General features: G+C 71.7%; 18 protein-coding genes, 1 tRNA gene and 1 pseudogene. 6 read left to right on the forward strand and 14 right to left on the reverse strand.

The window, feature by feature from the left end:
- From HMPREF0731_RS24845 to HMPREF0731_RS01915, 4 genes are all read left to right on the forward strand, one after another.
- Positions 1-1,270 (forward strand): FAD-dependent oxidoreductase (locus HMPREF0731_RS24845; RefSeq protein WP_007002307.1); only part of this gene is annotated, 1,270 nt, incomplete at its 5' end.
- Positions 1,271-1,325: 55 nt separating this feature from the next.
- A complete protein-coding gene (locus tag HMPREF0731_RS01910; protein ID WP_007002308.1) occupies positions 1,326-2,120 on the forward strand; it encodes a 3-hydroxybutyrate dehydrogenase in 795 nt (264 codons plus the stop codon).
- Between the two features lie 84 nt (positions 2,121-2,204).
- The gene (locus HMPREF0731_RS23970; RefSeq protein WP_007002309.1) at positions 2,205-2,366 is read left to right on the forward strand and encodes a hypothetical protein; all 162 of its coding nucleotides are present in this window, start codon (positions 2,205-2,207) and stop codon (positions 2,364-2,366) included.
- Positions 2,363-3,133 carry a methyltransferase domain-containing protein gene (locus HMPREF0731_RS01915; protein ID WP_007002310.1) on the forward strand — a complete coding sequence of 257 codons (771 nt, stop codon included), beginning with the start codon at positions 2,363-2,365 and terminating at the stop codon, positions 3,131-3,133. The genes HMPREF0731_RS23970 and HMPREF0731_RS01915 overlap by 4 nt, the downstream gene beginning before the upstream one ends.
- Positions 3,134-3,214: 81 nt before the next feature.
- Here the strand turns inward: HMPREF0731_RS01915 and HMPREF0731_RS01920 are convergent, their stop codons facing one another.
- Genes HMPREF0731_RS01920 through HMPREF0731_RS01930 form a run of 3 tightly spaced genes read right to left on the reverse strand, consistent with a single transcriptional unit; the run spans position 3,215 to position 6,133 of the window.
- Positions 3,215-4,435, reverse strand: a complete 1,221-nt coding sequence (locus tag HMPREF0731_RS01920; protein ID WP_007002311.1) for a class I SAM-dependent rRNA methyltransferase — start codon at positions 4,433-4,435, stop codon at positions 3,215-3,217.
- Between the two features lie 20 nt (positions 4,436-4,455).
- Entirely contained in the window at positions 4,456-5,442 is a 987-nt protein-coding gene (locus tag HMPREF0731_RS01925; protein WP_083854413.1) for a DMT family transporter, read from the reverse strand.
- Positions 5,345-6,133 (reverse strand): aldolase, encoded by a 789-nt coding sequence (locus tag HMPREF0731_RS01930; protein WP_007002313.1) that lies wholly within the window; start codon positions 6,131-6,133, stop codon positions 5,345-5,347. The genes HMPREF0731_RS01925 and HMPREF0731_RS01930 overlap by 98 nt, the downstream gene beginning before the upstream one ends.
- A gap of 88 nt (positions 6,134-6,221) precedes the next feature.
- Between HMPREF0731_RS01930 and HMPREF0731_RS01935 the strand changes: the two genes are divergently transcribed.
- Both HMPREF0731_RS01935 and HMPREF0731_RS23010 read left to right on the forward strand, forming a co-directional pair.
- The gene (locus HMPREF0731_RS01935) at positions 6,222-7,466 is read left to right on the forward strand and encodes a Zn-dependent hydrolase (RefSeq protein ID WP_007002314.1); all 1,245 of its coding nucleotides are present in this window, start codon (positions 6,222-6,224) and stop codon (positions 7,464-7,466) included.
- 317 nt (positions 7,467-7,783) lie between these two features.
- Complete coding sequence (locus HMPREF0731_RS23010; RefSeq protein WP_169312245.1) at positions 7,784-10,228, forward strand: sensor domain-containing protein; 2,445 nt, start codon at positions 7,784-7,786, stop codon at positions 10,226-10,228.
- Between the two features lie 76 nt (positions 10,229-10,304).
- Here the strand turns inward: HMPREF0731_RS23010 and HMPREF0731_RS01945 are convergent, their stop codons facing one another.
- The 11 genes and pseudogenes from HMPREF0731_RS01945 to HMPREF0731_RS01995 form a co-directional block, all read right to left on the reverse strand.
- Positions 10,305-11,291, reverse strand: coding sequence for an ATP-grasp domain-containing protein (locus HMPREF0731_RS01945; protein ID WP_040611839.1), 987 nt, complete (start codon positions 11,289-11,291; stop codon positions 10,305-10,307).
- A gap of 84 nt (positions 11,292-11,375) precedes the next feature.
- Entirely contained in the window at positions 11,376-12,269 is an 894-nt protein-coding gene (locus HMPREF0731_RS01950; protein ID WP_007002318.1) for an alpha/beta hydrolase family protein, read from the reverse strand.
- Positions 12,270-12,382: 113 nt separating this feature from the next.
- The gene (locus tag HMPREF0731_RS01955; RefSeq protein WP_007002319.1) at positions 12,383-14,020 is read right to left on the reverse strand and encodes an ABC transporter substrate-binding protein; all 1,638 of its coding nucleotides are present in this window, start codon (positions 14,018-14,020) and stop codon (positions 12,383-12,385) included.
- Positions 14,021-14,146: 126 nt separating this feature from the next.
- The gene (gene radC / locus HMPREF0731_RS01960; protein ID WP_007002320.1) at positions 14,147-15,040 is read right to left on the reverse strand and encodes a RadC family protein; all 894 of its coding nucleotides are present in this window, start codon (positions 15,038-15,040) and stop codon (positions 14,147-14,149) included.
- Between the two features lie 277 nt (positions 15,041-15,317).
- A tRNA-Met gene (locus tag HMPREF0731_RS01965) sits at positions 15,318-15,394 on the reverse strand.
- Between the two features lie 27 nt (positions 15,395-15,421).
- The gene (gene mnmA / locus HMPREF0731_RS01970) at positions 15,422-16,528 is read right to left on the reverse strand and encodes a tRNA 2-thiouridine(34) synthase MnmA (RefSeq protein ID WP_007002321.1); all 1,107 of its coding nucleotides are present in this window, start codon (positions 16,526-16,528) and stop codon (positions 15,422-15,424) included.
- Complete coding sequence (locus HMPREF0731_RS01975) at positions 16,525-17,214, reverse strand: TenA family protein (RefSeq protein ID WP_007002322.1); 690 nt, start codon at positions 17,212-17,214, stop codon at positions 16,525-16,527. Before HMPREF0731_RS01975 ends, mnmA begins: the two co-directional genes overlap by 4 nt.
- A gap of 13 nt (positions 17,215-17,227) precedes the next feature.
- Positions 17,228-17,554, reverse strand: a complete 327-nt coding sequence (locus tag HMPREF0731_RS01980) for a ferredoxin family 2Fe-2S iron-sulfur cluster binding protein (protein WP_007002323.1) — start codon at positions 17,552-17,554, stop codon at positions 17,228-17,230.
- 10 nt (positions 17,555-17,564) lie between these two features.
- On the reverse strand, positions 17,565-18,752 hold the full coding sequence (locus tag HMPREF0731_RS01985; protein WP_007002324.1) for a cysteine desulfurase family protein: 1,188 nt from the start codon (positions 18,750-18,752) through the stop codon (positions 17,565-17,567).
- A gap of 129 nt (positions 18,753-18,881) precedes the next feature.
- On the reverse strand, positions 18,882-20,174 hold the full coding sequence (locus HMPREF0731_RS01990; protein WP_007002325.1) for an ArgE/DapE family deacylase: 1,293 nt from the start codon (positions 20,172-20,174) through the stop codon (positions 18,882-18,884).
- Positions 20,175-20,375: 201 nt separating this feature from the next.
- A pseudogene (locus HMPREF0731_RS01995) lies at positions 20,376-20,713 on the reverse strand (cysteine desulfurase); the annotation flags it as partial.

The raw sequence follows: 20,713 nt of genomic DNA on the forward strand, positions 1-20,713 counted from the left end.
GCTGGCCGCCGCGCACCGCGCCGCGGCGCTGCGCGGCAGCGCGCTCGGCATCCGCTCGGAAGGGGCGGACATCGACTGGCCGGCGCTGCGCCGCCATGTCCGGGAGAGCGAAGCGGCGGCGCTGGCCGCCGAATCGGCGGCGCGCCCGCGCGGCGAGGGCATCACCCTGGTCCAGGCCAGCGCGCATTTCACCGCCCCCGACCGGATCGAGGCGGCAGGCCGCATCCACCGCTTCCGCCGCGCCGTCATCGCCGCCGGGCGTGCCCCCGTGGTGCCGGATCTGCCCGGCCTGGTCGGCCTGCCCTGGCTGACGCGCGAGACGCTGCTGGCGCTCGACACCCCGCCGCGCCACCTGCTGGTGCTGGGCGGCGGCGCCACCGGCGTCGAGATGGCGCAGGCGCATGCCCGACTCGGCTGCAGGGTGACGCTGGTCGAGGCGGCGCCCAACATCCTGGCCGACGAAGAGCCGGAGCTGCGCCTGACGCTGCGCGAGGCGCTGCGCCAGGACGGGGTGGAGATCCTGGAGAACAGCCGCGCCATGGCGCTGGAGCCGGCGCCGGAGGGGCTGGCGCTGGTGCTGGAGGGCGGGGCGCGGCTCACCGGCTCGCACCTGCTGTTCGCCGTGGGGCACGCGCCGCGCCTGGCGCCGCTGGACCTGCCGGCCGCCAATGTGGCGGTGACACCGCGCGGCGTCGCCACCGGCCGCGACCTGCGCAGCACCAGCAACCGCCGCGTCTGGGCCGCCGGCGACATCGCCGACCCGCAGGGCATGGACCCGCGCCGCGCCGCCGCCGCCTCCGACCGGCACGCGGCGGTGCTGGCCCGCTCCCTGCTGTTCCGCCTGCCGGCGCGGCTGGACGATGCCGCGCTGCCGCGCCGCATCGGCACCGAGCCCGAGCTGGCGCAAATCGGGCTGACCGAGGCGGAGGCGCGCGCCGCCGGCCACACGCCGCGCATCCAGCGCCAGAGCCTGGCCGCCAGCCCCCGCGCCATCGCCGAGGGCGACACCGCCGGCCTGGCCAAGCTGGTGCTGGATGGGCAGGGAAGGCTGCTGGGCGCCGGGCTGCTCGGCCGTGGCGCCGGGGAGCTGGCGGCGCTGCTCGGGCTGATGATCGGGCACAAGCTGCCGCTCTCCGCCCTGGCCGAGCTGCCGCTCGCCCCGTCCAGCCGGGCCGAGGTGCTGCGCCAGGCCGCCGCCGCCCTCTATACGCCGCCATGGGCGGCGCCGATCATGCGACGACTGGCGGGGTGGGCCATCCGCCTGCCCTGAGCCGCCGCAGCATCCCGCGCGGAAAACGCCGCGCAGAGCAAATGGAGTGCCTCGCATGGAACAGAGTCTCGCCGGCCGGACCGCCCTGGTCACCGGCTCCACCAGCGGCATCGGCCTTGGCATCGCCCGCCTGCTGGCGGCGGCCGGCGCCCGGGTCATGCTGAACGGCTTCGGCAAGCCCGAGGACATCGAGGCCGCCCGCCGCGCCGTGGCGGAGGCCGGCGACGGCAGCCTGCCGCCACACTCGGCCGCCGATTTGTCCAAGCCCGACCAGGTGCGCGCCATGTGCGCCGAGGCGGCGGAGACGCTCGGCCCGGTGGACATCCTGGTGAACAATGCCGGCATCCAGTTCACCAGCCCGGTCGAGGACTTCCCCGAGGAGAAGTGGGACGCCATCCTGGCCATCAACCTCTCGGCCAATTTCCACGCCAGCAAGGCGGTGCTGCCGGGCATGCGGGCGCGCAACTGGGGCCGCATCGTCAACATCGCCTCGGCGCATGGGCTGGTCGCCTCGCCGGAGAAGGTCGCCTATGTCACCGCCAAGCATGGCGTGGTCGGCATGACCAAGGTGATCGCGCTGGAGGTGGCGCAGACCGGCATCACCTGCAACGCCATCTGCCCCGGCTTCGTCCGCACCCCGCTGGCCGAGGCGCAGGTCGGCCCGCTGGCGCAGAAGCACGGCGTGTCCGAGGAAGCGGCGCTGAAGGACTATCTGCTGGCCAAGCAGCCCAGCAAGCGCTGGGTCGAGGTCGAGGAGGTGGCGCGCATGGCGCTCTATCTCTGCGGCCCGGGCAGCGGCGCGGTGAATGGCGCGGCGCTGTCGATCGATGGTGGCTGGGTGGCGGCCTGATCCGCCGCGCGCCGCGGCTGCCCCTGCGGCGTTAATCTTTCAGGAACAGGGAGATGGACGGTGAAGCTCAATGATGGTTTTCGGTTGGTCCTGCTCGGGATCCTGGCCCTGATGGGGCTGCTGATCGCCCGCAGCAACACGCCCGTGATCACAACCGAGCATATCGGCCTGGCCATCTTCCTGTTCGCGGTCGGCTATGGCCTGCTGCTGGTGAAGCGGCATTTCGACCGGACGCTGGGGTCTTGAGCGGCAATCCGAGCTGGAACCCCGAGCAGTATCTGCGCTTCGGCGATGAGCGGCTGCGCCCGGCCATCGACCTGATCGCGCGCCTGACCCTGCCGGCGGCGCGACGGGTGGCCGATCTCGGCTGCGGTGCCGGCAATGCCCTGCCCCTGCTGGCGGCGCGCTTCCCCGGTGCGCAGGTGCTGGGCGTCGATGGCTCGGCCGCCATGCTGGCCAAGGCGCGGGAGAATGGCTTCGAGACGCAGCAGGCCGATCTGGCCAAATGGGCGCCCGACGCGCCCTTCGACCTGATCTTCTCCAACGCCGCGCTGCACTGGCTGCCGGCGCATGAGACGCTGTTCCCGCGCCTGCTGCGGGCCCTGGCGCCGGGCGGCATGCTGGCGGTGCAGATCCCGGCCATGCACGCGGCGCCGCTGCGGGCCTTGCAGGATGGGCTGGCGGCCTCCTCCCGCTGGGCCACGCAACTGGGACAAATCCGCTCCGCCCCGCCGATCCTGGAGGCGGGCGCCTATTACGACCTGCTGCGGCCGCTGACCCGCTCGCTCGACCTCTGGTTCACCGAATACCTGCATGTGCTGCGGGGCGAGGAGCCGGTGGTGCAATGGGCCATGGGCAGCAGCCTGCGCCCCTATCTGGACGCGCTGCCCGAGGCGGAGCGCCCCGCCTTCCTGCACGACTATGCCGAGGCGCTGCGGCCGCACTATCCGCGGCAGGCGGATGGCAGCGTGCTGCTGCCCTTCCGCCGCTTTTTCCTGACTGCGGTTGTTTGATAAACAACGCCTTGCCGGGCACATCCGAGAAATGAAGAGAGCCTGTCCGGGGTGCCTGTGCCACCCCGGACAGGCTTCGCCTCACTCGGCAAGATGCAGCAGCAAGCCCTTCAGATAAGAGCTTTCCGGCAGCAGCGGATGCACCGGATGGTCGGGTCCGGCGCCCACCGTCGCCAGCAGCCGGGCCGGGCGGCGGGTGCGGCTGATGCCATGCGCCACCGCATCGGTGAATTCGCCCGGCGAGACGTGGTGCGAGCAGGAGGCAATGAAAAGAAAACCGCCCGGCGCCACCAGCCCGGCCGAGATGCGCGCCAGCTTGGCATAGGCCCGCATGGCGGCCGGATTGTCCTTGCGGGTCTTGGCGAAGGCCGGCGGGTCGGCCACCACAACGTCGAAGCGCTGCCCCTCGCCCAGCATGCGTTCCAGCGTCTCCAGCGCCTCGCCCTTCACCGCAGCGACACGCTCGCCGAAGCCGTGCCGCTGCGCCGTGTCCATGGCCAGCGCCAGGGCGTGCTCGCTGCGGTCCAGCAGGGTGACGTGCTTCGCCCCCGCCGCCGCCGCCAGCAGGCCGAAGCCGCCGGTGTGGCAGAAGGCATCCAGCATGGTCGCCCCCGGACAGAGCGCGGCGACACGGGCGCGGTTGTCGCGCTGGTCGAAGAACCAGCCGGTCTTCTGGCCGGAGAGCAGGTCGATCGAGAAATCCAGCCCGCCCTGCTGCACCCGCGCCGAGGCATCCTCGCCCAGCAGCAGCCGGCTCTCCTCCGGCAGGCCCTCGAGCTTGCGCACCGCGGCGTCGTTGCGGGCGACGATGGCGCAGGGCGAGATCAGATCCTGCAGCGCGGCCACCAGCAGCGGCGTCGCCAGTTCCATCCCCGCCGTGTTGGCCTGCAGCGCCAGCGTGTCGCCATAGCGGTCGATCACCAGGCCCGGCAGCCGGTCGGCCTCGGCATGCACCAGGCGGTAATAGGGGGCGCCGATGATCCGCTCGCGCAGGCCCAGGCACTCGGCCAGGCGCTGCCGGAAGAAGCGCTTGTCCAGGTTGATGCCCTGGTGCGGCGAGAGGAAGCGCGCCGCGATCAGGCTGTGCGGGTTGAACAGCCAGGTGCCGTGGCGCACCCCGTCATCGCCCTCCAGCCGCACCGGCGTGCCGGGCGGCAAGGCGCGGGCCTCCGGCGTCATGGCGATCTCGTTGGAGAAGGCCCAGGGGTGGCCGGCCTTCACCCGCCGGTCGCGGCCGGGCAGCAGGCGCAGGATCGGGCGCTGGTCGGGATGGTCGAGGGGGGCGGGGGCGGCATCGCTCATGCCGCACGCCTCTATGCGCTTCAGCCGCGCAGCGCCAGCACCACGCCGCTCAGGGTCAGCGCCATGGCCACGCCCTGGCGCCAGCCCAGCGGCTCGTCCAGCAGGGCGGCGCTGGCCAGCATGCCGATCATCGGCGTCAGCAGCGTGCCCATGGCGGCGGTGTTGGCGGTCAGCCGGCGCAGCGCGCCGAACCAGGTGACGTAGCAGAGCGAGAGCGGCACCACGGCCATGTAGAGCACACCGCCCCAGGCGACCGGCCCGGCGCCGCTCCAGACCGGGCGTTCCAGCAACAGGGCGCCGGCCAGGATGGGCAGGCTGCCGAGGCCCACCTGCCAGATCACCGCCGCCACCGGGTGCAGCCGCAGCGGCCGCTTCTTGCTCAGCACGGCGCCGAGCGCGAAGCACAGCGCCGCCAGCAGGACGAGCGCGACGCCGGGCAGCTTCTCCGCCCCCGCCTGCACGCCCTGGGCGCTGACCAGCACGCCGACACCGGAGAAGCCCAGCAGCAGCGCGCCGATGCGGGCGGCGCTGGGCTTCTCGCCCAGCACCGGCCAGGCCAGCAGCGCCGCCCAGACCGGCATGGTGTAGGCGACCAGCGCCGCCTCCCCGGCCGAGAGCCAGAGCAGGCCCAGCGTCGAGAACCCCATCCAGGCGGAGAAGTTCAGCAGGGCGGCCAGCAGCACCGCGCCACGCTCCCCGGCCGGCAGGGCGAGTGGCAGGCGGGCCAGCAGCGCGACGGCGGCCAGCAGCAGGAAGGCCAGCAGCCCGCCCAGGCCGCGCGCGGTGAGCGGCGGCAACTCCTGCAGCACCGCCTTCAGCACCGGCCAGGTCAGGCCCCAGCCGATCGCCGTCACCAGCAGGCAGGCGAAGCCGATCTGGCGCTGGCGGGCGACGGGGCCGCTGGCGGGCTCAGTCGAGATAGTCGGGTTCCTCCCGCGCCAGGATGCGCTTGCAGCTCTCCAGGTGCAGGCGGGCGCTCTCGCTGTCGCCGCTGCGCATCTGGTCATAGGTGCGCTGCGCCAGCTCGGCCGGCACCGGCTTCAGCGGGCGGCCGGTGGTGAGCGCCAGGCGCTGCACCTCGCAGGCGCGCTCCAGGTAGTAGAGGTCGTCCCAGGCCTCGGCGATGGTGGGGCCCACCACCATGACGCCATGGTTCTTCATGAAGACGATATCGGCCTCGCCCATGGCGTCGGCGATGCGGTCGCCCTCGGCCTCGTCCAGCGCCAGGCCGTTATAGTCCTCGTCCACCACGGTGCGGCCGTAGAATTTCAGCGCCGTCTGCCCGGCCCAGACCAGCGGCGGCCCCTCCAGCATGGAGAGCGCCGTGGCGTTGGGCATGTGGGTGTGGAAGGCGGCGCGGGCGCGCGGATGGCGCATATGCAGCCGGGCATGGATGTAGAAGGCGGTGGCCTCCGGCGTGCCCTCGCCCGCCACGACATTGCCCTGGAAGTCGCAGACCAGCAGGCGGGAGGCGGTGACCTCGGCGAAGGCCCAGCCATAGGGGTTGACCAGGAACAGGTCGTCCCGCCCCGGCACCATGGCGGAGAAATGGTTGCAGATGCCTTCCTGCAGGCCGAGCCGCGCCGCCATGCGGAAGCAGGCGGCGAGGTCGATGCGCGCCTGGCGCACCGAAGCGGCGTCGAGATCGGAATTGCGCAGGATGGCCGGCGTGCGCGGCGCGCCGAGGGCATGGGCCATGCGGGATCTCCTTCCGGGGTCGGACCCAGGCTTGCAGAGCGGCACCCGGGCGGCAAGATGGCCAAGCCTGCAAGCCAAGGGGAATTCGATGTCCGGCACCAATCAGCGGATCGACGCCAAGCGTCTCTGGGACAGCCTGATGAGCATGGCCGAGATCGGCGCCACGCCGAAGGGCGGCGTGAAGCGGCTGACGCTGACCGAGGTGGACAAGGCCGGCCGCGAGCGCTTTTCCCAATGGTGCGAGGCGCTGGGCCTGACCCTGCGGGTGGACGCCATCGGCAACATGTTCGCCCGGCGCGAGGGGCGCGACCCGTCGCGCCCGCCGGTGCTGATGGGCAGCCATCTCGACAGCCAGCCCTCGGGCGGCAAGTTCGACGGCGCCCTCGGTGTCATCGCCGGGCTCGAGGTGATGCGCACGCTGCACGACCTCAACATCCAGACCGAGGCGCCGATCGAGCTGGTGAACTGGACCGATGAGGAAGGCAGCCGCTTCGGCCATTCGCTGATGGGCAGCGGCGCCTGGGCCGGGGTGTATTCGCTCGACAAGGTCTATGGCCTGCATGATGTCGAGGGCGTCAGCGTCGGCGAGGCGCTGGAGGCGATCGGCTACAAGGGCGAGCACAAGGCCGCCCCCTTCCCCGCCGATGCTTATTTCGAGCTGCATATCGAGCAGGGCCCGATCCTGGAGCGCGAGGCCAGGCAGATCGGCATCGTCACCGGCGCCCAGGCCCAGGTCTGGTATGATGCCGTGGTCACCGGCCAGGACGCGCATGCCGGCACCACCCCACCCTCCGCCCGGCGCGACGCGCTGGTGGCCGCGGCGCGTGTGATCGAGCGGGTGGACGCCCTGATGCGCGAACGCGGCGAGGATGGCCGCGGCACGGTGGGCCAGCTGCATGTCCTGCCCAACAGCCGCAACGTGGTGCCGGGCGAGGTGCGCTTCTCCATCGAGTTCCGCCACCCCGAGGATGCCGAGATCGAGGGGCTGGCCGCCCGCTTCCCGGCCGAGGCCAAGGCCCTGGTCGAAGCCAATGGCTGCCGGCTGGATCTGAAGGAGCTGTTCCGCATCCCGATGCAGCCCTTCGATGCCGGCTGCGTCGAGCTGGTGCGCCAGGGGGCGGCGAAGCTGGGCTACAGCGCGCGGGAGATCATCTCCGGCGCCGGGCATGACGCGGTTTATGTCGCCCGCCATGTGCCGACGGCGATGATCTTCACCCCCTGCAAGGATGGCCTGTCGCACAACGAGGCGGAGAGCATCCTGCCGGAGGAGGCGGCGGCCGGCTGCCAGGTGCTGTTCGAGGCGGTGCTGGCGCGGGCGAATCGCAGCCTGTGAACAACCGGGGATTGCGGTGCCCGGACCCGTTCCGCGGTGCCGCAATCCCTGATAGAAGAGCCTGCCGCCGCCAGGAAACCTGTCTCAGTGGACAGAAAATGAGCCGTTTCTGATTTTATCTTTCAATTTCAATCCACAAGGAGATATTTCCCCGGCTGCGCCATGGCCTTTCCAGGCCGATCCTGTCTCCATTCCTTGCAAACACGTCCATTTATTTGACATGATGCGGGCAGTCGCAGCGGTGAGAAAACCGCCAAGGGTCGCGTTCGACCATGGCCCGCTCACCGAATCCGGCTGGAATGGGGTGGCGCATCACGATGTCCCATGGGGACCTGTCTCTTTTTCTGGCGCGCTGCCCCCTGCCCGCCTTCCTGGCCGGGCGGTTTGATGGCGTGTATCGCTTCGTCCTGGTCAACCCGGCGCTGGCCCAGGCCGCCGGGCGCGGCATCGAGGCGCTGACCGGCCGCAGCCCGGAAGAGCTCTTCCCGCCCGAACTGGCGCAACATCTGAACGCCCAGCTCGACGCAGCCTGGACGTCGCAGCAGGCGATCGACCTGACCGCCTGCCTGCCGCATGAAACCGGCCCGCGCGACTGGGACATGGCGCTGATCCCACTGCCCGACGCCAGCGGCGCCACCGCCATGCTGGTCGGCTATGGCATCGACCCCGGCGAGATGGCGCGGCGGCGCATGGCGCACCAGACCGGCGGCCAGCTGGTGGTGGACACCTTCCTGGCGCAGGAGGCGCTGGTCTGCCGCACCCTGCCCGACAGCCGCTTCACCTTCGTCAATGCCGCCTATGCCCGCGCCATGCAGCGCGGCCCGCAGCATCTGCTGGGCCGCCGCCTGGCCGACCTGCTGCCAGAGGAGGAATGGGCCGCGGCGCTGGCGCACCGCGCCCGGCTGACCCCGGCCGAACCGATGCTGGGCCACATCCTGCGGCAGCGCCATCAGGGCGGCGGCTATCGCTGGCGCCACTGGGTCGAGATCGCCGCCTTCGACGAGCATGGCCGCATGCTCGAGATCCACTCCATCGGCCGCGACATCACCGAGCTGCAGGACGCCATGCAGCGCGTCTCGGAGAGCGAGCATCGCTTCCGCGCCGTGGTGGAGAACATCGCCGAGGGCATCGTGCTGGCCGACAGCCACGGCCACATCCTCTACGCCAACCGCAAGGTGGTGGAGATCCTCGGCTGGGGGGTCGAGGAACTGCATGGCCGGCACGTCTCGCAGATCGGCAACCCGCTCGATGCCGGGGAGCTGGGGCCGTATCTGGAGCGCTATCTGCGGGTGCGCCCCGCCCCGGTCGGCAGTTCGGGCCAGGAGAGCTTCGCCCGCCACCGCGACGGGCGGATGCTGCGCATCCATTTCAGCCTCAGCGAGGTGGAGCTGGACGGGGTGCGCCATTTCATCGGCGTGCTGCGCGACAACACCGCCATCCATGAGGCGCAGCAGCGCATCGAGCGCCTGGCCTTCAACGATGAGCTGACCGGCCTGCCCAACCAGCGCCGGCTGAAGGAGGAGCTGGGCCGGCTGCTCGACCGCCCCGGCGCCCGCTGCACCCTGCTGCTGGTCGATCTGGTGGATTTCAGCGCGCTGAACGGCACCATCGGCTTCGCCGCCGGCGACCGCGTGCTGCGCACCGCCGCCCGCCGCATCGCCGACGTCCTGCCGCATGACAGCCTGCTGGCGCGCTTCGGCAATGACCGCTTCGCCGTGCTGCTGCGCGACGTGGCCGATGCCGAGGCCGGGCCGGTGCTGGCCGGGCGCATCGCCGTCTCGGTCGAGGGCGCGGTGCCGGAGGGCCATGGCGAGAGCGGCTTCCGCCTGCCGCCGGTGACCATCGGCATCGCCATGGCGCCGCATGACGACACCCGCCCCGACGGGCTGCTGGAAGCCGCCGAGATCGCCCTGCTGGACGCCAAGGGCCGCGCCCCGGGCAGCATCCGCAGCTTCATGGGCGCCATGCGCAGCAAGGCGGCACGCCGCTTCGCCACCGCCCAGGGGCTGCGCCGCGCCCTCGACCAGGGCGGCCTCTTCATCGAGGTGCAGCCGCGCTACACCGCCGATCAGCGCCGCCTGACCGGGGGCGAGGCGCTGGTGCGCTGGCGGCGCGAGGATGGCTGCCTGATCCCGCCCACCGATTTCGTGCCGCTGGCCGAGGAGACCGGGCTGATCCAGCCGGTCACCGAATTCGTCTTCGACCAAGTGATGCCCCTGCTGGCGCGGCTGCGCCCTGGCCAGCGCGTCTCGATGAACTTCCCGCCCGCGCAGCTCGCCCGCCACAACCTGACCGCGATGATCGCGGCGCGGCTGGCGCGCCAGGGCGTGCCGGGCGACCGCCTGGGCATCGAGCTGACGGAAAGCGCGCTGATCGGCGGCCCCGGGCTTCTCGACGAGAATCTGCGCGAGCTGCAGCGCCTGGGCTGCGCCGTCGCCATCGACGATTTCGGCACCGGCTATTCCTCGCTCTCCCGCCTGCGGCACCTGCCGATCGACGAGCTGAAGATCGACCGCGTCTTCATCCGCGACGCGGCGCGGGATGCCGCCGGCGTCGCCTTCCTGCAGGCGATCGGCGCCATGGCCAATGCGCTGAGCCTGCGCCTGGTGGCCGAGGGGGTGGAGACCGAGAGCGAGCTGGAGCAGGCGCGCAGCATCGGCTGCCACGAGGTGCAGGGCTGGCTCTGGGGCCGCCCCATGGCGCCGGACGAGTTCATCGCCCTCTGCCTGGAGGGCGATGCCAGCCAGTTGCTGGCGGGGTAAGGCGGCGCCGCCCCCCCTGAAAAAAGCCGGGCCGGGTGAAGTCCCGGCCCGGGTCTCAGCTTTCCCGCAAGGCGGCTCAGGCGGCCTGGCGATGGGTGCGGGCCAGTTCGCCCGCCAGGAAGGCGGCCAGCGCGCCGGGGCCGGAGCGCTCGGTGCCGGCGAGGCCCGCCTCGGCCTCGGCCTCCGCATTGTAGTTGGTGTTGGTGTTGACGTCGTAGACGAAGACCCGCCCCTCGGCGTCGCGGATGAACTCGATGCCCGCCACATCGACGCCGGCCCGCGCCAGGAAGCCTTCCAGCTTGCTGCGCAGGCCGGGCTCGATCCCCTCCTTCAGCACGCGGAAGCGTGGCGCCGGCGGCGGCGCGGCCGGGGCGGTGCCGACCGGGCAGAAGGCATCGCCCACGGCGCAGACATCGGCCGGGCACAGCTCGAAGCCGGCGCTGGTGTCGACCTCCACCGCATAGACGAAGCGGCCGCCGGCGAATTCGGCGCGGGTGATGACCGGACGCGTCGCGCGGATCTGCTCCTGCAGCAGCCAGATGCCATCCACCGGCGCCTCCTCCGCCGGCGCGGCGCGCAGATGCTCGGCCAGCGCCTCGACCGAGGCGAAGAGCCGCACACCAAGGCCCTTGCCGCCGCGATTGGGCTTCAGGATCAGCGGGCCGGGGGCGAAATGCCGCCGCGCGGCGGCCAGCAGCGCGTCATGGTCGTCCTGCACCATGACGGTGCGTGGAATGGTCAGACCCGCGCTCTCCAGCGCCGCATATTGCCGGACCTTGCTGATCTCCAGATCCAGCGCGGCGGGACCATTGACCACGCGGCGGCCGTGCCGCGTCAGCCAGGCCAGCACCCCTGCCGTCAGCTCCGCCGCGTAGCGATGGCCGCGGGTGTGCGAGGAGGCGCTCATCCGGTTGTAGAACACGCCTTCCGGCGGCGGGCGCGAGAGGTCGAACACGCCGCGCGAGAGGTCCATCTCGGCCCAGGGCAGGCCGATGCGGTCGAAGGCCTGGGCCAGCGGCGGCAGCCAGGCGGGGTTCTCGTGGATGACGTGGACAGTGCTCACGGGACGCTCCTGCGGGGTTCGCGACATATACACACATGACGATGTGGTATTTGTCAATTTCCCTGCAAGAACGCCGCGAAGCGGTCAGAGTGCGCCGGCGCCGCCACCCCATTGCCGCAGCACCGCATCCTCCGGCAGCACGCCGTCGAACCACAGGCTGGCGCAGACGCGGGACATGGCGGCGCCGTCATGGCCGATATGCGGCACCTTCACCAATTGCCAGCGGCATTCCACGCCACGCCGTGCGGCTTCCGCCTGGCCGGCGGCAAAATAGGCCTGGGCGCGGGCGAAACGGTGCGGCCCCTGGGCCAGCGCCGCCGGCTGCGCCGGCAGGCTGGGGCCGGAGGTCTCGATATCCTGCTCGCCGGCCAGGATGGTCATGGGATAGGCCAGCAGGCGCAGCAGCGCCGCCTCGTCCAGCCCGATGCCGCCCATGCCCTCCGGAAAGGTCTTTTCCAGAGTGGGGAGGGTGTACCAGCCGGGATTGCCGACGGTGATTGCCTGATACGGGGCCAGATCCTGCGTCGCCGCCATGCGGTGGCCGAACTGCCCGCCGGCCGAATGGCCGAACAGATAGGCCTTCTCCTGCCGCGTCACCCCGGCCTGGCGCAGCCAGGCGAAGACACGCGCCGGAACGGCATAGCCCCATTGCGCGGCGGGGCGCAGCCGGCCCTCGGCATCCAGCACATGGCCATTGTTGTACAGCTCTGCGCCGGGATATTCGGCATCGGCGAAGGTCGGCGCGACGATCAGCAGGTTGTGGCGGTCGGCGGCCGGGATCCAGAAATCGCGATACTCGTCGCCATTGCGGCCCATGCCGTGCTGCACCAGCACGACGCGGCTGTCCGGCGTGCAGCCCTCCGGCCGGTAGCAATGCAGCGTCACCGGGCGGGTGGGGTCGCCCGCCGCGTCGATGAAGGGAATGGCATGGCGGCCAGGCGCGGCCAGCGCGCGGCCCAGGGTGTCGGCGAAAGACATGGCAGGATCCTGCGAGAGGGCCCGGCCGGGGCGGCCTGCGCGGCCTCCGGCGGGGCAAGGAGGGGGTGGCGCGGCGCGCGTGGCGCAGCGCCGGGTCAGGGCCGTGGCGCCGCTCAGGGCGCCGGCTTCACCTCGGCGGCCAGCGTGGTCTGGTCGACGCGGCCGGCATAGCGGAAGCCCTGGCGCGAGGCCCAGACGGCATTCTCGAAATGCACCGGGATCACCGGCATCTGCTCCAGCGCCACCTGGCTCGCCTGGCGCAGCAGCGTGTCGCGCGCCGCGGCATCCATGGTCGCCATGGCCTGCTGCGCCGGGCCGTCAAAGCGCGGCTCCGACCAGCCGCCGTAATTGCTGGTGCCGATGCCGCGCTCGCGGTTGGTGCTCATCAGCCAGGAGCGGAAGAACATCAGCGTCTCCGCCGCATCGGCCGACCAGCCGCCCATGGCGACGCTGAATTCCCGCTTGCCGCGCCGGCCGAAGAAGACCGAGCTCGGCATGGCGTCCAGCTCCACCTTCACCCCGATGCGCTGCCAGAACTGCGCCAGCACCTGGGCCAGCCTTGCGTCGTTGATGTAGCGGTTGTTGGTGGCGTGGAAGGTCAGGCTGAAGCCATCCGCATAGCCGGCCTCGCGCAGCAGGGCGCGGGCGCGGGCGGGGTCGTAGGGCAGCACCGGCAGGCCGGGGATGGTGCCGGCCATGCCCTCGGGCAGATACTGGCCGGCCGGCGTCGCGATGCCATCCATCACCCGCTGCTCGATGGCGCGGCGGTCGATCGCCAGCGACAGCGCCTGGCGCACCCGCACATCCTGCAGCGGGTTCGCCCCCTGCCCGCCCTGCACGAAGGGGCTGGGCGCGCGCGCCACGTCGAGCTGCAGGAAGATCAGCCGCGTCGTGGGCTTGGCGGCCACATGGATGGCCGCGTTCTCGCGCAGCCGCGGCAGGTCGCCGGTGGCCGGGCTTTCGATCAGGTCGTGGTCGCCGGCCAGCAGCCCCGCCAGGCGCGGACCGGCGGCGGTGACGGGGGTCAGGCGCACGCTCTGCCAATGCGGCTTCTCGCCCCAGTAATCGTCGAAGCGCGTCAGCTCGGTGGCCGCGCTGCGGCTGTAGCCGCGCAGCCGGTAGGGGCCGGTGCCGATCGCGGCGCTGGTGTCGTTGAACTGCGCCGCCGCAGGCCAGGCGCCGTCATAGCCGCACTTGTCCCCGGCCGAGAAGTCGAGCGCGGCGGCCTGGATCAGGGTGCGCGGCAGGATCGCCAGGTTGCTGAGGTCGTTCAGCAGCAGCGGCTCGGGCTCGCGGGTCGTCAGGCGCAGGGTGCGCTCATCCACCACCTCGACCTTGGCCAAGCGCCGCACCAGGCGGGAATAGGAGGAGACCACCTCCCCCTCATTGTTCAGCGTGCGGCAATAGCTGAACAGCACGTCCGGCGCGCCGAATTCCTGGCCGTTGTGGAAGCGCACGCCGGAGCGGAGGTGGAAGACCCAGGTCAGGTCGTCCTGCCGCTCCCAGCGCTCCGCCAGGGCCGGCGTCACCTGCAGGTCGGCGTCGATCTCGACCAGGGATTCAAAGACGTGCTGGCGCAGCGTGTTGTTGGGCGTCAGCGCGTAGTTGTGCGGGTCGGCCGAGGTGGTCTCGGCGGCGAGCGCGATGCGCAGCGTCTGCGCCGTGGCCGGCAGGGCCGGCAGCAGCAGGGCCGGCAGCAGGGCCAGGGCGGGCAGGCGGCGCCCTGTCAGGGCGGCGGTCGGGCGGGGCATACAGCGTCTCCTGGCTTGCTCGGGGCCAGGGAAACGCTTTTTTTTCAGTGCTGGCAACCGTCCCGCCGCCACCGCCGGAGAATATCCATCCCTCTGTATCGCAAGGCGATTTCGGAGCGGGAGCGGTCACAGCAGATGCTCCCGCCGGAAGGAGAAATGGCGGCCATTGCCGATGATCAGATGGTCATGCAGCACCACCGAGAAGACCTGCGCGGCGCGGCGGATCTCGCCCGTCATCTCGATATCGGCGCTGCTCGGCGTCGGGTCGCCGCTCGGGTGGTTGTGCACCAGGATCAGCGCCGTGGCGTGCAGCTCCAGCGCCCGGCGCAGCACCTCGCGCGGATAGACGGGGGTGTGGTTGACCGTGCCGCGCGCCTGCGCCTCGTCGGCGATCAGGCGGTTCTTGCTGTCGAGGAACAGGATGCGGAACTGCTCGATCTTCTCGCGGGAGACGGCGGCGTTCAGATAGTCCAGCAGCCGGTCCCAGTTGTTCAGCACCGGATGCTCGGCCACCTCGGCGCGGGCTAGGCGCAGGGCGGCGTCCTGCACCAGCTTGAGGGCGCTGACGCTGTGCTCGCCCAGGCCCGGCGTCTCCAGCAACTCCTGCTGCGGCGCCGCCAGCACGGCGGCGAAGCTGCCGTAGCGGTTGATCAGCGCCTTGGCCAAGGGCTTGGTGTCGCCGGTCTTGAAGGCGAAGAAGAGCAGCATCTCCAGCACCTCGTAATCGGCCAGGGCGCCGGGGCCGCGTTCCAGCAGCCGGCTGCGCAACCGGCCGCGATGGCCGTGCGGCCCGGTGCCGGGAAAGGGCGAGCCCTCCGCCGGCGCGCCACGGCGCGGCTGCGGGGCCGGCGCGCCAGCCGGGCGTTCCTGCGGACGGGAGGAGGCGCGCGGCGCCGGGGGAAAGGCCAGGCTGGACAGATCCTCGGCAAAGCCGGGCGCGGCGCGGCCGACGGGCTGGGGGAGATAGGCGGCCGGCGCCGGCTTGCCGGCTTCCCGCTGGAAGAATCGCTGCAGCCACATGCCTTGCCCTCCGCGATACGGGGCCATTTTCCTTCAACTTAATGGTTCATCAAGACAAATTATCACGGTTTCGTGATTTCATGCCCGAGAGGCGCGGCAGGCCGGCCAGCGACAAGGTGCGGAGCCAGCGCGGTCCCTGCGCGAAGCGGGCGCTGCCTGTCAGAAACGAGATGCGGGGAAGCGCCCTGCGGGCGCCACGGGCCACGCCAGGGCAAGGCCGGAAACGCAACAGGCAGGCCCGAAGGCCTGCCTGTCGAAACCCGGATCGGGCGGTGTTTGGTAGCGGCGAGCGGACTTGAACCGCTGACCCCGGCATTATGAGTGCCGTGCTCTAACCAGCTGAGCTACGCCGCCACAGCGTCCCGATCGGGTGGCGGCGAATTAGGCGGCCCGGCCTTCGCTGTCAATGGCCTGTGTCGCGCGGCGGATGAAACCGCCGCCGAGAACGCGATCGCCGTCATACAGCACGCAGCCCTGGCCCGGCGCGGCGATGGCCGGCTGCTCCAGCACCACGCGCAGCAGGCCGGATTCGGGCTGCCAATGGGCGATGGCGGGCTGCGGCATCTCGCGCGCGCGCAGCTTCACCTGGCAGGGCAGCGGCACGGCGGGGGCGTCGATCAGCCAGTTCACCTCGCCCACCAGCACCTCGGGCGAGGCCAGGGCGCCGCGCGGCGCCACCACAACCCGCTTGCGCGCCGGGTCGAGGGCGGTGACGTAGAGCGGCTCCTCCCCGTCGCGGGAGGCCATGCCAAGGCCCCGCCCCTGCCCCACCGTGTAGCGGGCGACACCCTTGTGGGTGCCGAGCACACGGCCATCGACATGCTCGATGCTGCCTTCCGCCACCGCCTCCGGCCGCAGCTTCGCGACCAGGTCGGCATACTTGCCCTGCGGGACGAAGCAGATGTCCTGGCTGTCCGGCTTCTCGGCCACCGCCAGGCCGAGGCGCAGCGCCTCGGCCCGCACCTCGGCCTTGGAGGTGTAGTCGCCCAGCGGGAAGCGGCAGAATTCCAGCTGCGCCCGGGTGGTGGCGAACAGGAAATAGGACTGGTCGCGGGCCGGGTCGGCGGCGCGGCGCAGCTCGGCGCCGGCCTCACCCTCGGTGCGGCGGACATAGTGGCCGGTGGCCAGGGCGTCGGCGCCGAGGTCGCGGGCCAGCTCCACCAGATCCTGGAACTTCACCGTCTGGTTGCAGCGCACGCAGGGGATGGGTGTCTCGCCGCGGGCATAGGCCTCGGCGAAGTCCTCGATCACCGCGTCGCGGAAGCGGCGCTCGCGGTCCAGCACGTAATGCGGGATGCCGAGGCGGTCGGCGACATCGCGCGCGTCATGGATGTCCTGGCCGGCGCAGCAGGCGCCCTTCTTCTCGATCGCGGCGCCATGGTCGTAGAGCTGCAGCGTGGCGCCGATCACCTCGTGCCCCTGCTCCTTCAGCAGCCCGGCGACGACAGAGGAATCGACGCCCCCGGACATGGCGACGACGATCCTCATGGCGCGGCGTCCAGCCCCATCTGCCAGAAATCCGCCTCCAGCCGCGCCGCCTCGGAGAAGGTGGCGGAGAGGCTGGCGAAGCGCGCCTCGCCGCCATGGCTGCGGCCGAGCGCATCCAGCCGCTCCGCCGCCGCGCGGGCCAGCGCCTGGTACTCGGCGCCGCCATAGGTGGCGATCCAGCTTTCATACGGGTTGCCGTCGCGCCGGCGGCCGGGATGCGCCTCGATCCGCTGGGCGATCTCGCCATAGCCCACGGTGCAGGGGGCCAGCGCCACCTCGAGGTCGAGGATGTCGCCCGCCATGCCGCGATCCAGCACCCAGCGGGTGTAGGCCACGGTCTGCGGGGCCTCCGTCTCGGCCAGCACATCGGCTTCCGAGAGGCCCCAGTCGCGGCAATAGGAGAGATGCAGGTTCATCTCGCCCAGCAGGCTGTTCAGCGCGGCGGCCTTGCCGCGCAGCGCCTCCAGGCTCTCCGCCTTGAAGGCGGCCAGCGCCTTGGCGCGGGCGAACTGGATCAGGAACAGCCAGTCCTGCACCAGGTAGCGGCGGAAGGCCGGCAGGGGCAGCGTGCCCTCCGCCAGCCCCTGCACGAAGGGGTGCCAGCAATACGCGTCCCACCGTTCGGCGGAGGCGTCGCGCAGCCGGTGCAGCAGCCCGCCCGGCGCGCCATAGGGGGACACGAACATGGCCTCTCCCGGTTCAGCTGGCGTTGCGGGTGCCGGCGGGCAGCTTCACCACCAGCCCGTCCAGTTCCTCGCTCATGATGAGCTGGCAGCCCAGGCGCGACGTCTCCTGCAGGTCGAAGGCGAGGTCGAGCATGTCCTCCTCATCCTCGGTCGGCTCGTTGAGCTTGGCGAACCAGCCGGCGTCGACGATGACATGGCAGGTCGAGCAGGCGAGGCTGCCCTCGCAGGCGCCCTCGATATCGACGCCATGCTTGTGGGCGATCTCCAGCACGGAGAGGCCGAGGGGGGCATCCACCTCGCGGCGCGTTCCGTCGCGCTCGATGAAGGTCATCTTCGGCATCGCCGTTCGTCTACTCCGCCGCGTCTCGGGTTTCGGAAAGAGCGTGGGTCCAGGCGCGCGCCAGCAGGGTGGCCGCGCGTTCCACATCCGCCGGCGACGTAAACCGCCCGATGCCGATCCGCAAGGTCGCGCGCGCCGCGGCCTCGTCCAGCCCGATGGCGCGCAGCACATAGGAGGGCTCGACCTCGGCCGAGGAACAGGCGGAGCCGCTGGAGACGCAGAGTTCGGTGAGCGCCGCCAGCATGGACTGGGCGGAGACGCCGCCCGGGAAGGTGAGGCTCAGATTGCCCGGAACACGCTGCCCGGGGCTGCCATTCAGCCGGACACCCGGCAGATGCGCCGCCAGCGCCGCCAGGAAGCGGTCGCGCTGGGCGGCGATGCGGCCTTCGTCCAGTTCGCGCTCGGCCAGGGCCAGGCGGGCCGCCTCGCCCAGGCCAACCAGCAGTGGCGCCGGCAGGGTGCCGGAGCGCAGGCCGCGCTCCTGCCCGCCACCGGAGAAGAGCGGCGCCAGGCGCACCCGCGGGCGGCGGCGGACATAGAGCGCCCCCACCCCCTTGGGCCCGTAGATCTTGTGGCCCGATACGGAGATGAGATCGGCCGGCAGGGCGCGGACATCGAGCGCGATGCGCCCGGCGCCCTGGGCGGCGTCGGTGTGGAACAGGGCGCCGGCTTCCTTGGCAAGCGCCGCCAGGGTGGCGAGGTCCTGCACCACGCCGATCTCGTTGTTCACCGCCATCACCGAGACCAGCAGTGTCGGCACCGAGAGCGCCTCACGCAGCCGGTCCGGCTCCAGCAGCCCATCGGGGCCGACCGGCAGGATCACCGGCTCGAAGCCTTCGGCTTCCAGGTCGCGAACGCTTTCCAGGACGCATTTGTGCTCGGTGGCCAGGGTGATGATGCGGCGGCGTTCATCGCCCTGCCGGGCGGCGAAGCGGGCCGCGCCCTTGATGGCCAGGTTGTTGGATTCGGTCGCGCCGGAGGTGAAGATGATCTCGCGCGGGTCGGCGCCGAGCAGGCTGGCGACGTGGCGGCGCGCTTCCTCCACCGCTTCCTCGGCGGCGCGGCCGAGGGCGTGCTCGGCGCTGTGCGGGTTGGCGAAGTTCTCTTCCCACCAGGGCCGCATGGCGGCGAGCACGCGCGGATCCAACGGCGTGGTGGCGTGGTTATCGAGGTAGATGGGGCGGTTCGCGGCGGCCATGGCGGGAATATGGTCCCCCTCGCCGCCGGACGGAAGGCGCAGTCCGGGCGAGCCCGTCGTCACCGGTGGGCGGCAGCCTTGCAGAAAAGAAGGGGGTGCGGGGGAAGGCCTTCCCCCGCGCTTGCTTGGCTATTTTTCAGAGATTTCCTTGACCCCGCACCAATCGGCGATGAAGGCCGCGATGCAGAGGGTGGTCTGGCGCAGGCTGTCGAGGCTGGTGCGCTCGTCGAAGCCGTGGTTGCCCTCGCCGGAGGGGCCGTAGCAGAGCGCCGGCATGTTGTAGTAGCGGCCGTAATAGCGGGTGTCGTTCACCGCCGTGGTGATGCGTTCCTGCATCGCCGCGCCGAAGACGCCCTGGTGGGCGGCAGCCAGCACCGCCTCGGCCTCGGTGCCCGGTTCCTGCACGAAGCCATCGGCCTGGAAGCCGTGCCAGGAGACTTCCGGCGGGTTGTTGGCCAGGAAGGTGTCGCCGGCGCGGCTGGCCTCGATGCAGCGTTCCACGGCGGCCATGGCGTCGGCCACCTCCATGCTGGGCAGCAGGCCGATGCGGCAATCCACCTCGCACCAGGCGGGGGTGGAGCTGGCCCAGTCGCCGCCGCGGATGATGCCCGGGTTGAACTTGATCGGGTCCTGCACCCCGGCATACCAGCGGTCGGACTTGGCGGCCTCGTTCAGCGCCCTGGTGTGCTGCTGCAGCGCCTGGATGATGTGCAGGGCGGAGAGGATGGCGTTGGTGCCGGTCTGCGCCTGGGCCACGTGCACCGGCACGCCGCGCACGCGAATACGGAACCACAGCGTGCCGGTATGGGCGCGGGTGATGGTGTGGCCGGTGGGCTCGGGGATCAGACAGGCCTCGGCGCGGTAGCCGCGCGCCAGGGTGGCCAGGGCGCCGTTGCCGGTGCTCTCCTCCTCCGTCACCGTCTGCAAATGGACATCGGCGGCGGGCTCCAGCCCGGCTTTCCGCAGCGCCTCCATCGCCCAGATCATGCAGGCGACGCCCGCCTTCATGTCATTGGCGCCACGGCCATAGAGCCAGCCATCGCGCACCGTGGCGGCGTAGGGGGCGTGGGTCCACATCTCGGCCGGGCCTTCGGGCACCACATCGATATGGCCCTGCAGGATCAGGCTGCGGCCGGAGGGGTCCTTGGCGCGATGGGTGGCGACCACCTGCACCGAGGCGGCGGGATCGGCCTCGACCATCGGCGCGGCCTTGGCATGGGCGGCGAGCGGGGTGTCGGCGATGGTGAAGCGGTCCACCGCATAGCCGCGCCCGGCGAAATGGCGCGCCAGCCAGTCCTGCAGCGGCGCCTCCTGCCCGCGCAGGCTGGGGAAGCGGACGATCTCGGCGAGGAATTTCACCTCGGCGTCGAAATTGGCGTCCACGGCCTGGCGCAGACGCTCCAGGAGGGCGGGATCGGGCATGGGTTCGTTCCTCGCAGCGGGCGGAGGGAGAGGGAGGCGCCGTGCTGGTCCGTTGGGCCGGACTCGTCTGCGAAGGACGCTAGCACCGCCGCGAGGCGGCGCCAGTTCCACCCGCCCCGCCGGAGAGATCGCAATGCCGCACAGGAAAGAAGCGGCCCCGCCCGGCGCGGCGCCGGGCCGGGGCATCGCCTGGCGATACGCTCAGCCGCGACGCGCCAGGCGCTCCCGCATGGCGCGGTGCAGGGCGATGAAGCGCTCCGCCGCATCGTCCGGCGCGTTCCAGGGGAGCGAGACGCGGATGGCGTGGCCCGCCTTCTCGCCCAGGCCCATGGCCAGCAGCGCGGCGCTGGCGGCGACCTTGCCGGAGGAGCAGGCGGCGCCGGCCGAGACCTGGGCGCCGGCGAGGTCGAGGGCGATCACCTGCGTCTCGGCCGCGATGCCGGGCAGGATCAGGCAGGTGGTGTTGGGCAGGCGCGGCGCGCCGGCGCCGGCGACCTCCAGGCCCAGCCCGGCCTCGATGCGGTCGCGCAGGGCGGCCA

The organism is Pseudoroseomonas cervicalis ATCC 49957 (assembly GCF_000164635.1).
Classification (GTDB): Bacteria; Pseudomonadota; Alphaproteobacteria; order Acetobacterales; family Acetobacteraceae; genus Pseudoroseomonas; species Pseudoroseomonas cervicalis.

What these genes read in the sequence shown, in the direction of transcription:
- radC (WP_007002320.1), bottom strand. Translation starts at nt 15,040, where the DNA reads ATGTGGCTGCAGCGATTCTTCCAGCGGGAAGCCGGCAAGCCGGCGCCG.
- mnmA (WP_007002321.1), bottom strand. Translation starts at nt 16,528, where the DNA reads ATGAGGATCGTCGTCGCCATGTCCGGGGGCGTCGATTCCTCTGTCGTC.
- HMPREF0731_RS01925 (WP_083854413.1), bottom strand. Translation starts at nt 5,442, where the DNA reads ATGACCAGATGCGCAGCGGCGACAGCGAGAGCGCCCGCCTGCACCTGG.
- HMPREF0731_RS01920 (WP_007002311.1), bottom strand. Translation starts at nt 4,435, where the DNA reads ATGAGCGATGCCGCCCCCGCCCCCCTCGACCATCCCGACCAGCGCCCG.
- HMPREF0731_RS01975 (WP_007002322.1), bottom strand. Translation starts at nt 17,214, where the DNA reads ATGTTCGTGTCCCCCTATGGCGCGCCGGGCGGGCTGCTGCACCGGCTG.
- HMPREF0731_RS01950 (WP_007002318.1), bottom strand. Translation starts at nt 12,269, where the DNA reads ATGTCTTTCGCCGACACCCTGGGCCGCGCGCTGGCCGCGCCTGGCCGC.
- HMPREF0731_RS01990 (WP_007002325.1), bottom strand. Translation starts at nt 20,174, where the DNA reads ATGCCCGATCCCGCCCTCCTGGAGCGTCTGCGCCAGGCCGTGGACGCC.
- HMPREF0731_RS01930 (WP_007002313.1), bottom strand. Translation starts at nt 6,133, where the DNA reads ATGGCCCATGCCCTCGGCGCGCCGCGCACGCCGGCCATCCTGCGCAAT.
- HMPREF0731_RS23010 (WP_169312245.1), top strand. Translation starts at nt 7,784, where the DNA reads ATGTCCCATGGGGACCTGTCTCTTTTTCTGGCGCGCTGCCCCCTGCCC.
- HMPREF0731_RS01910 (WP_007002308.1), top strand. Translation starts at nt 1,326, where the DNA reads ATGGAACAGAGTCTCGCCGGCCGGACCGCCCTGGTCACCGGCTCCACC.
- HMPREF0731_RS01985 (WP_007002324.1), bottom strand. Translation starts at nt 18,752, where the DNA reads ATGGCCGCCGCGAACCGCCCCATCTACCTCGATAACCACGCCACCACG.
- HMPREF0731_RS01935 (WP_007002314.1), top strand. Translation starts at nt 6,222, where the DNA reads ATGTCCGGCACCAATCAGCGGATCGACGCCAAGCGTCTCTGGGACAGC.
- HMPREF0731_RS01980 (WP_007002323.1), bottom strand. Translation starts at nt 17,554, where the DNA reads ATGCCGAAGATGACCTTCATCGAGCGCGACGGAACGCGCCGCGAGGTG.
- HMPREF0731_RS01955 (WP_007002319.1), bottom strand. Translation starts at nt 14,020, where the DNA reads ATGCCCCGCCCGACCGCCGCCCTGACAGGGCGCCGCCTGCCCGCCCTG.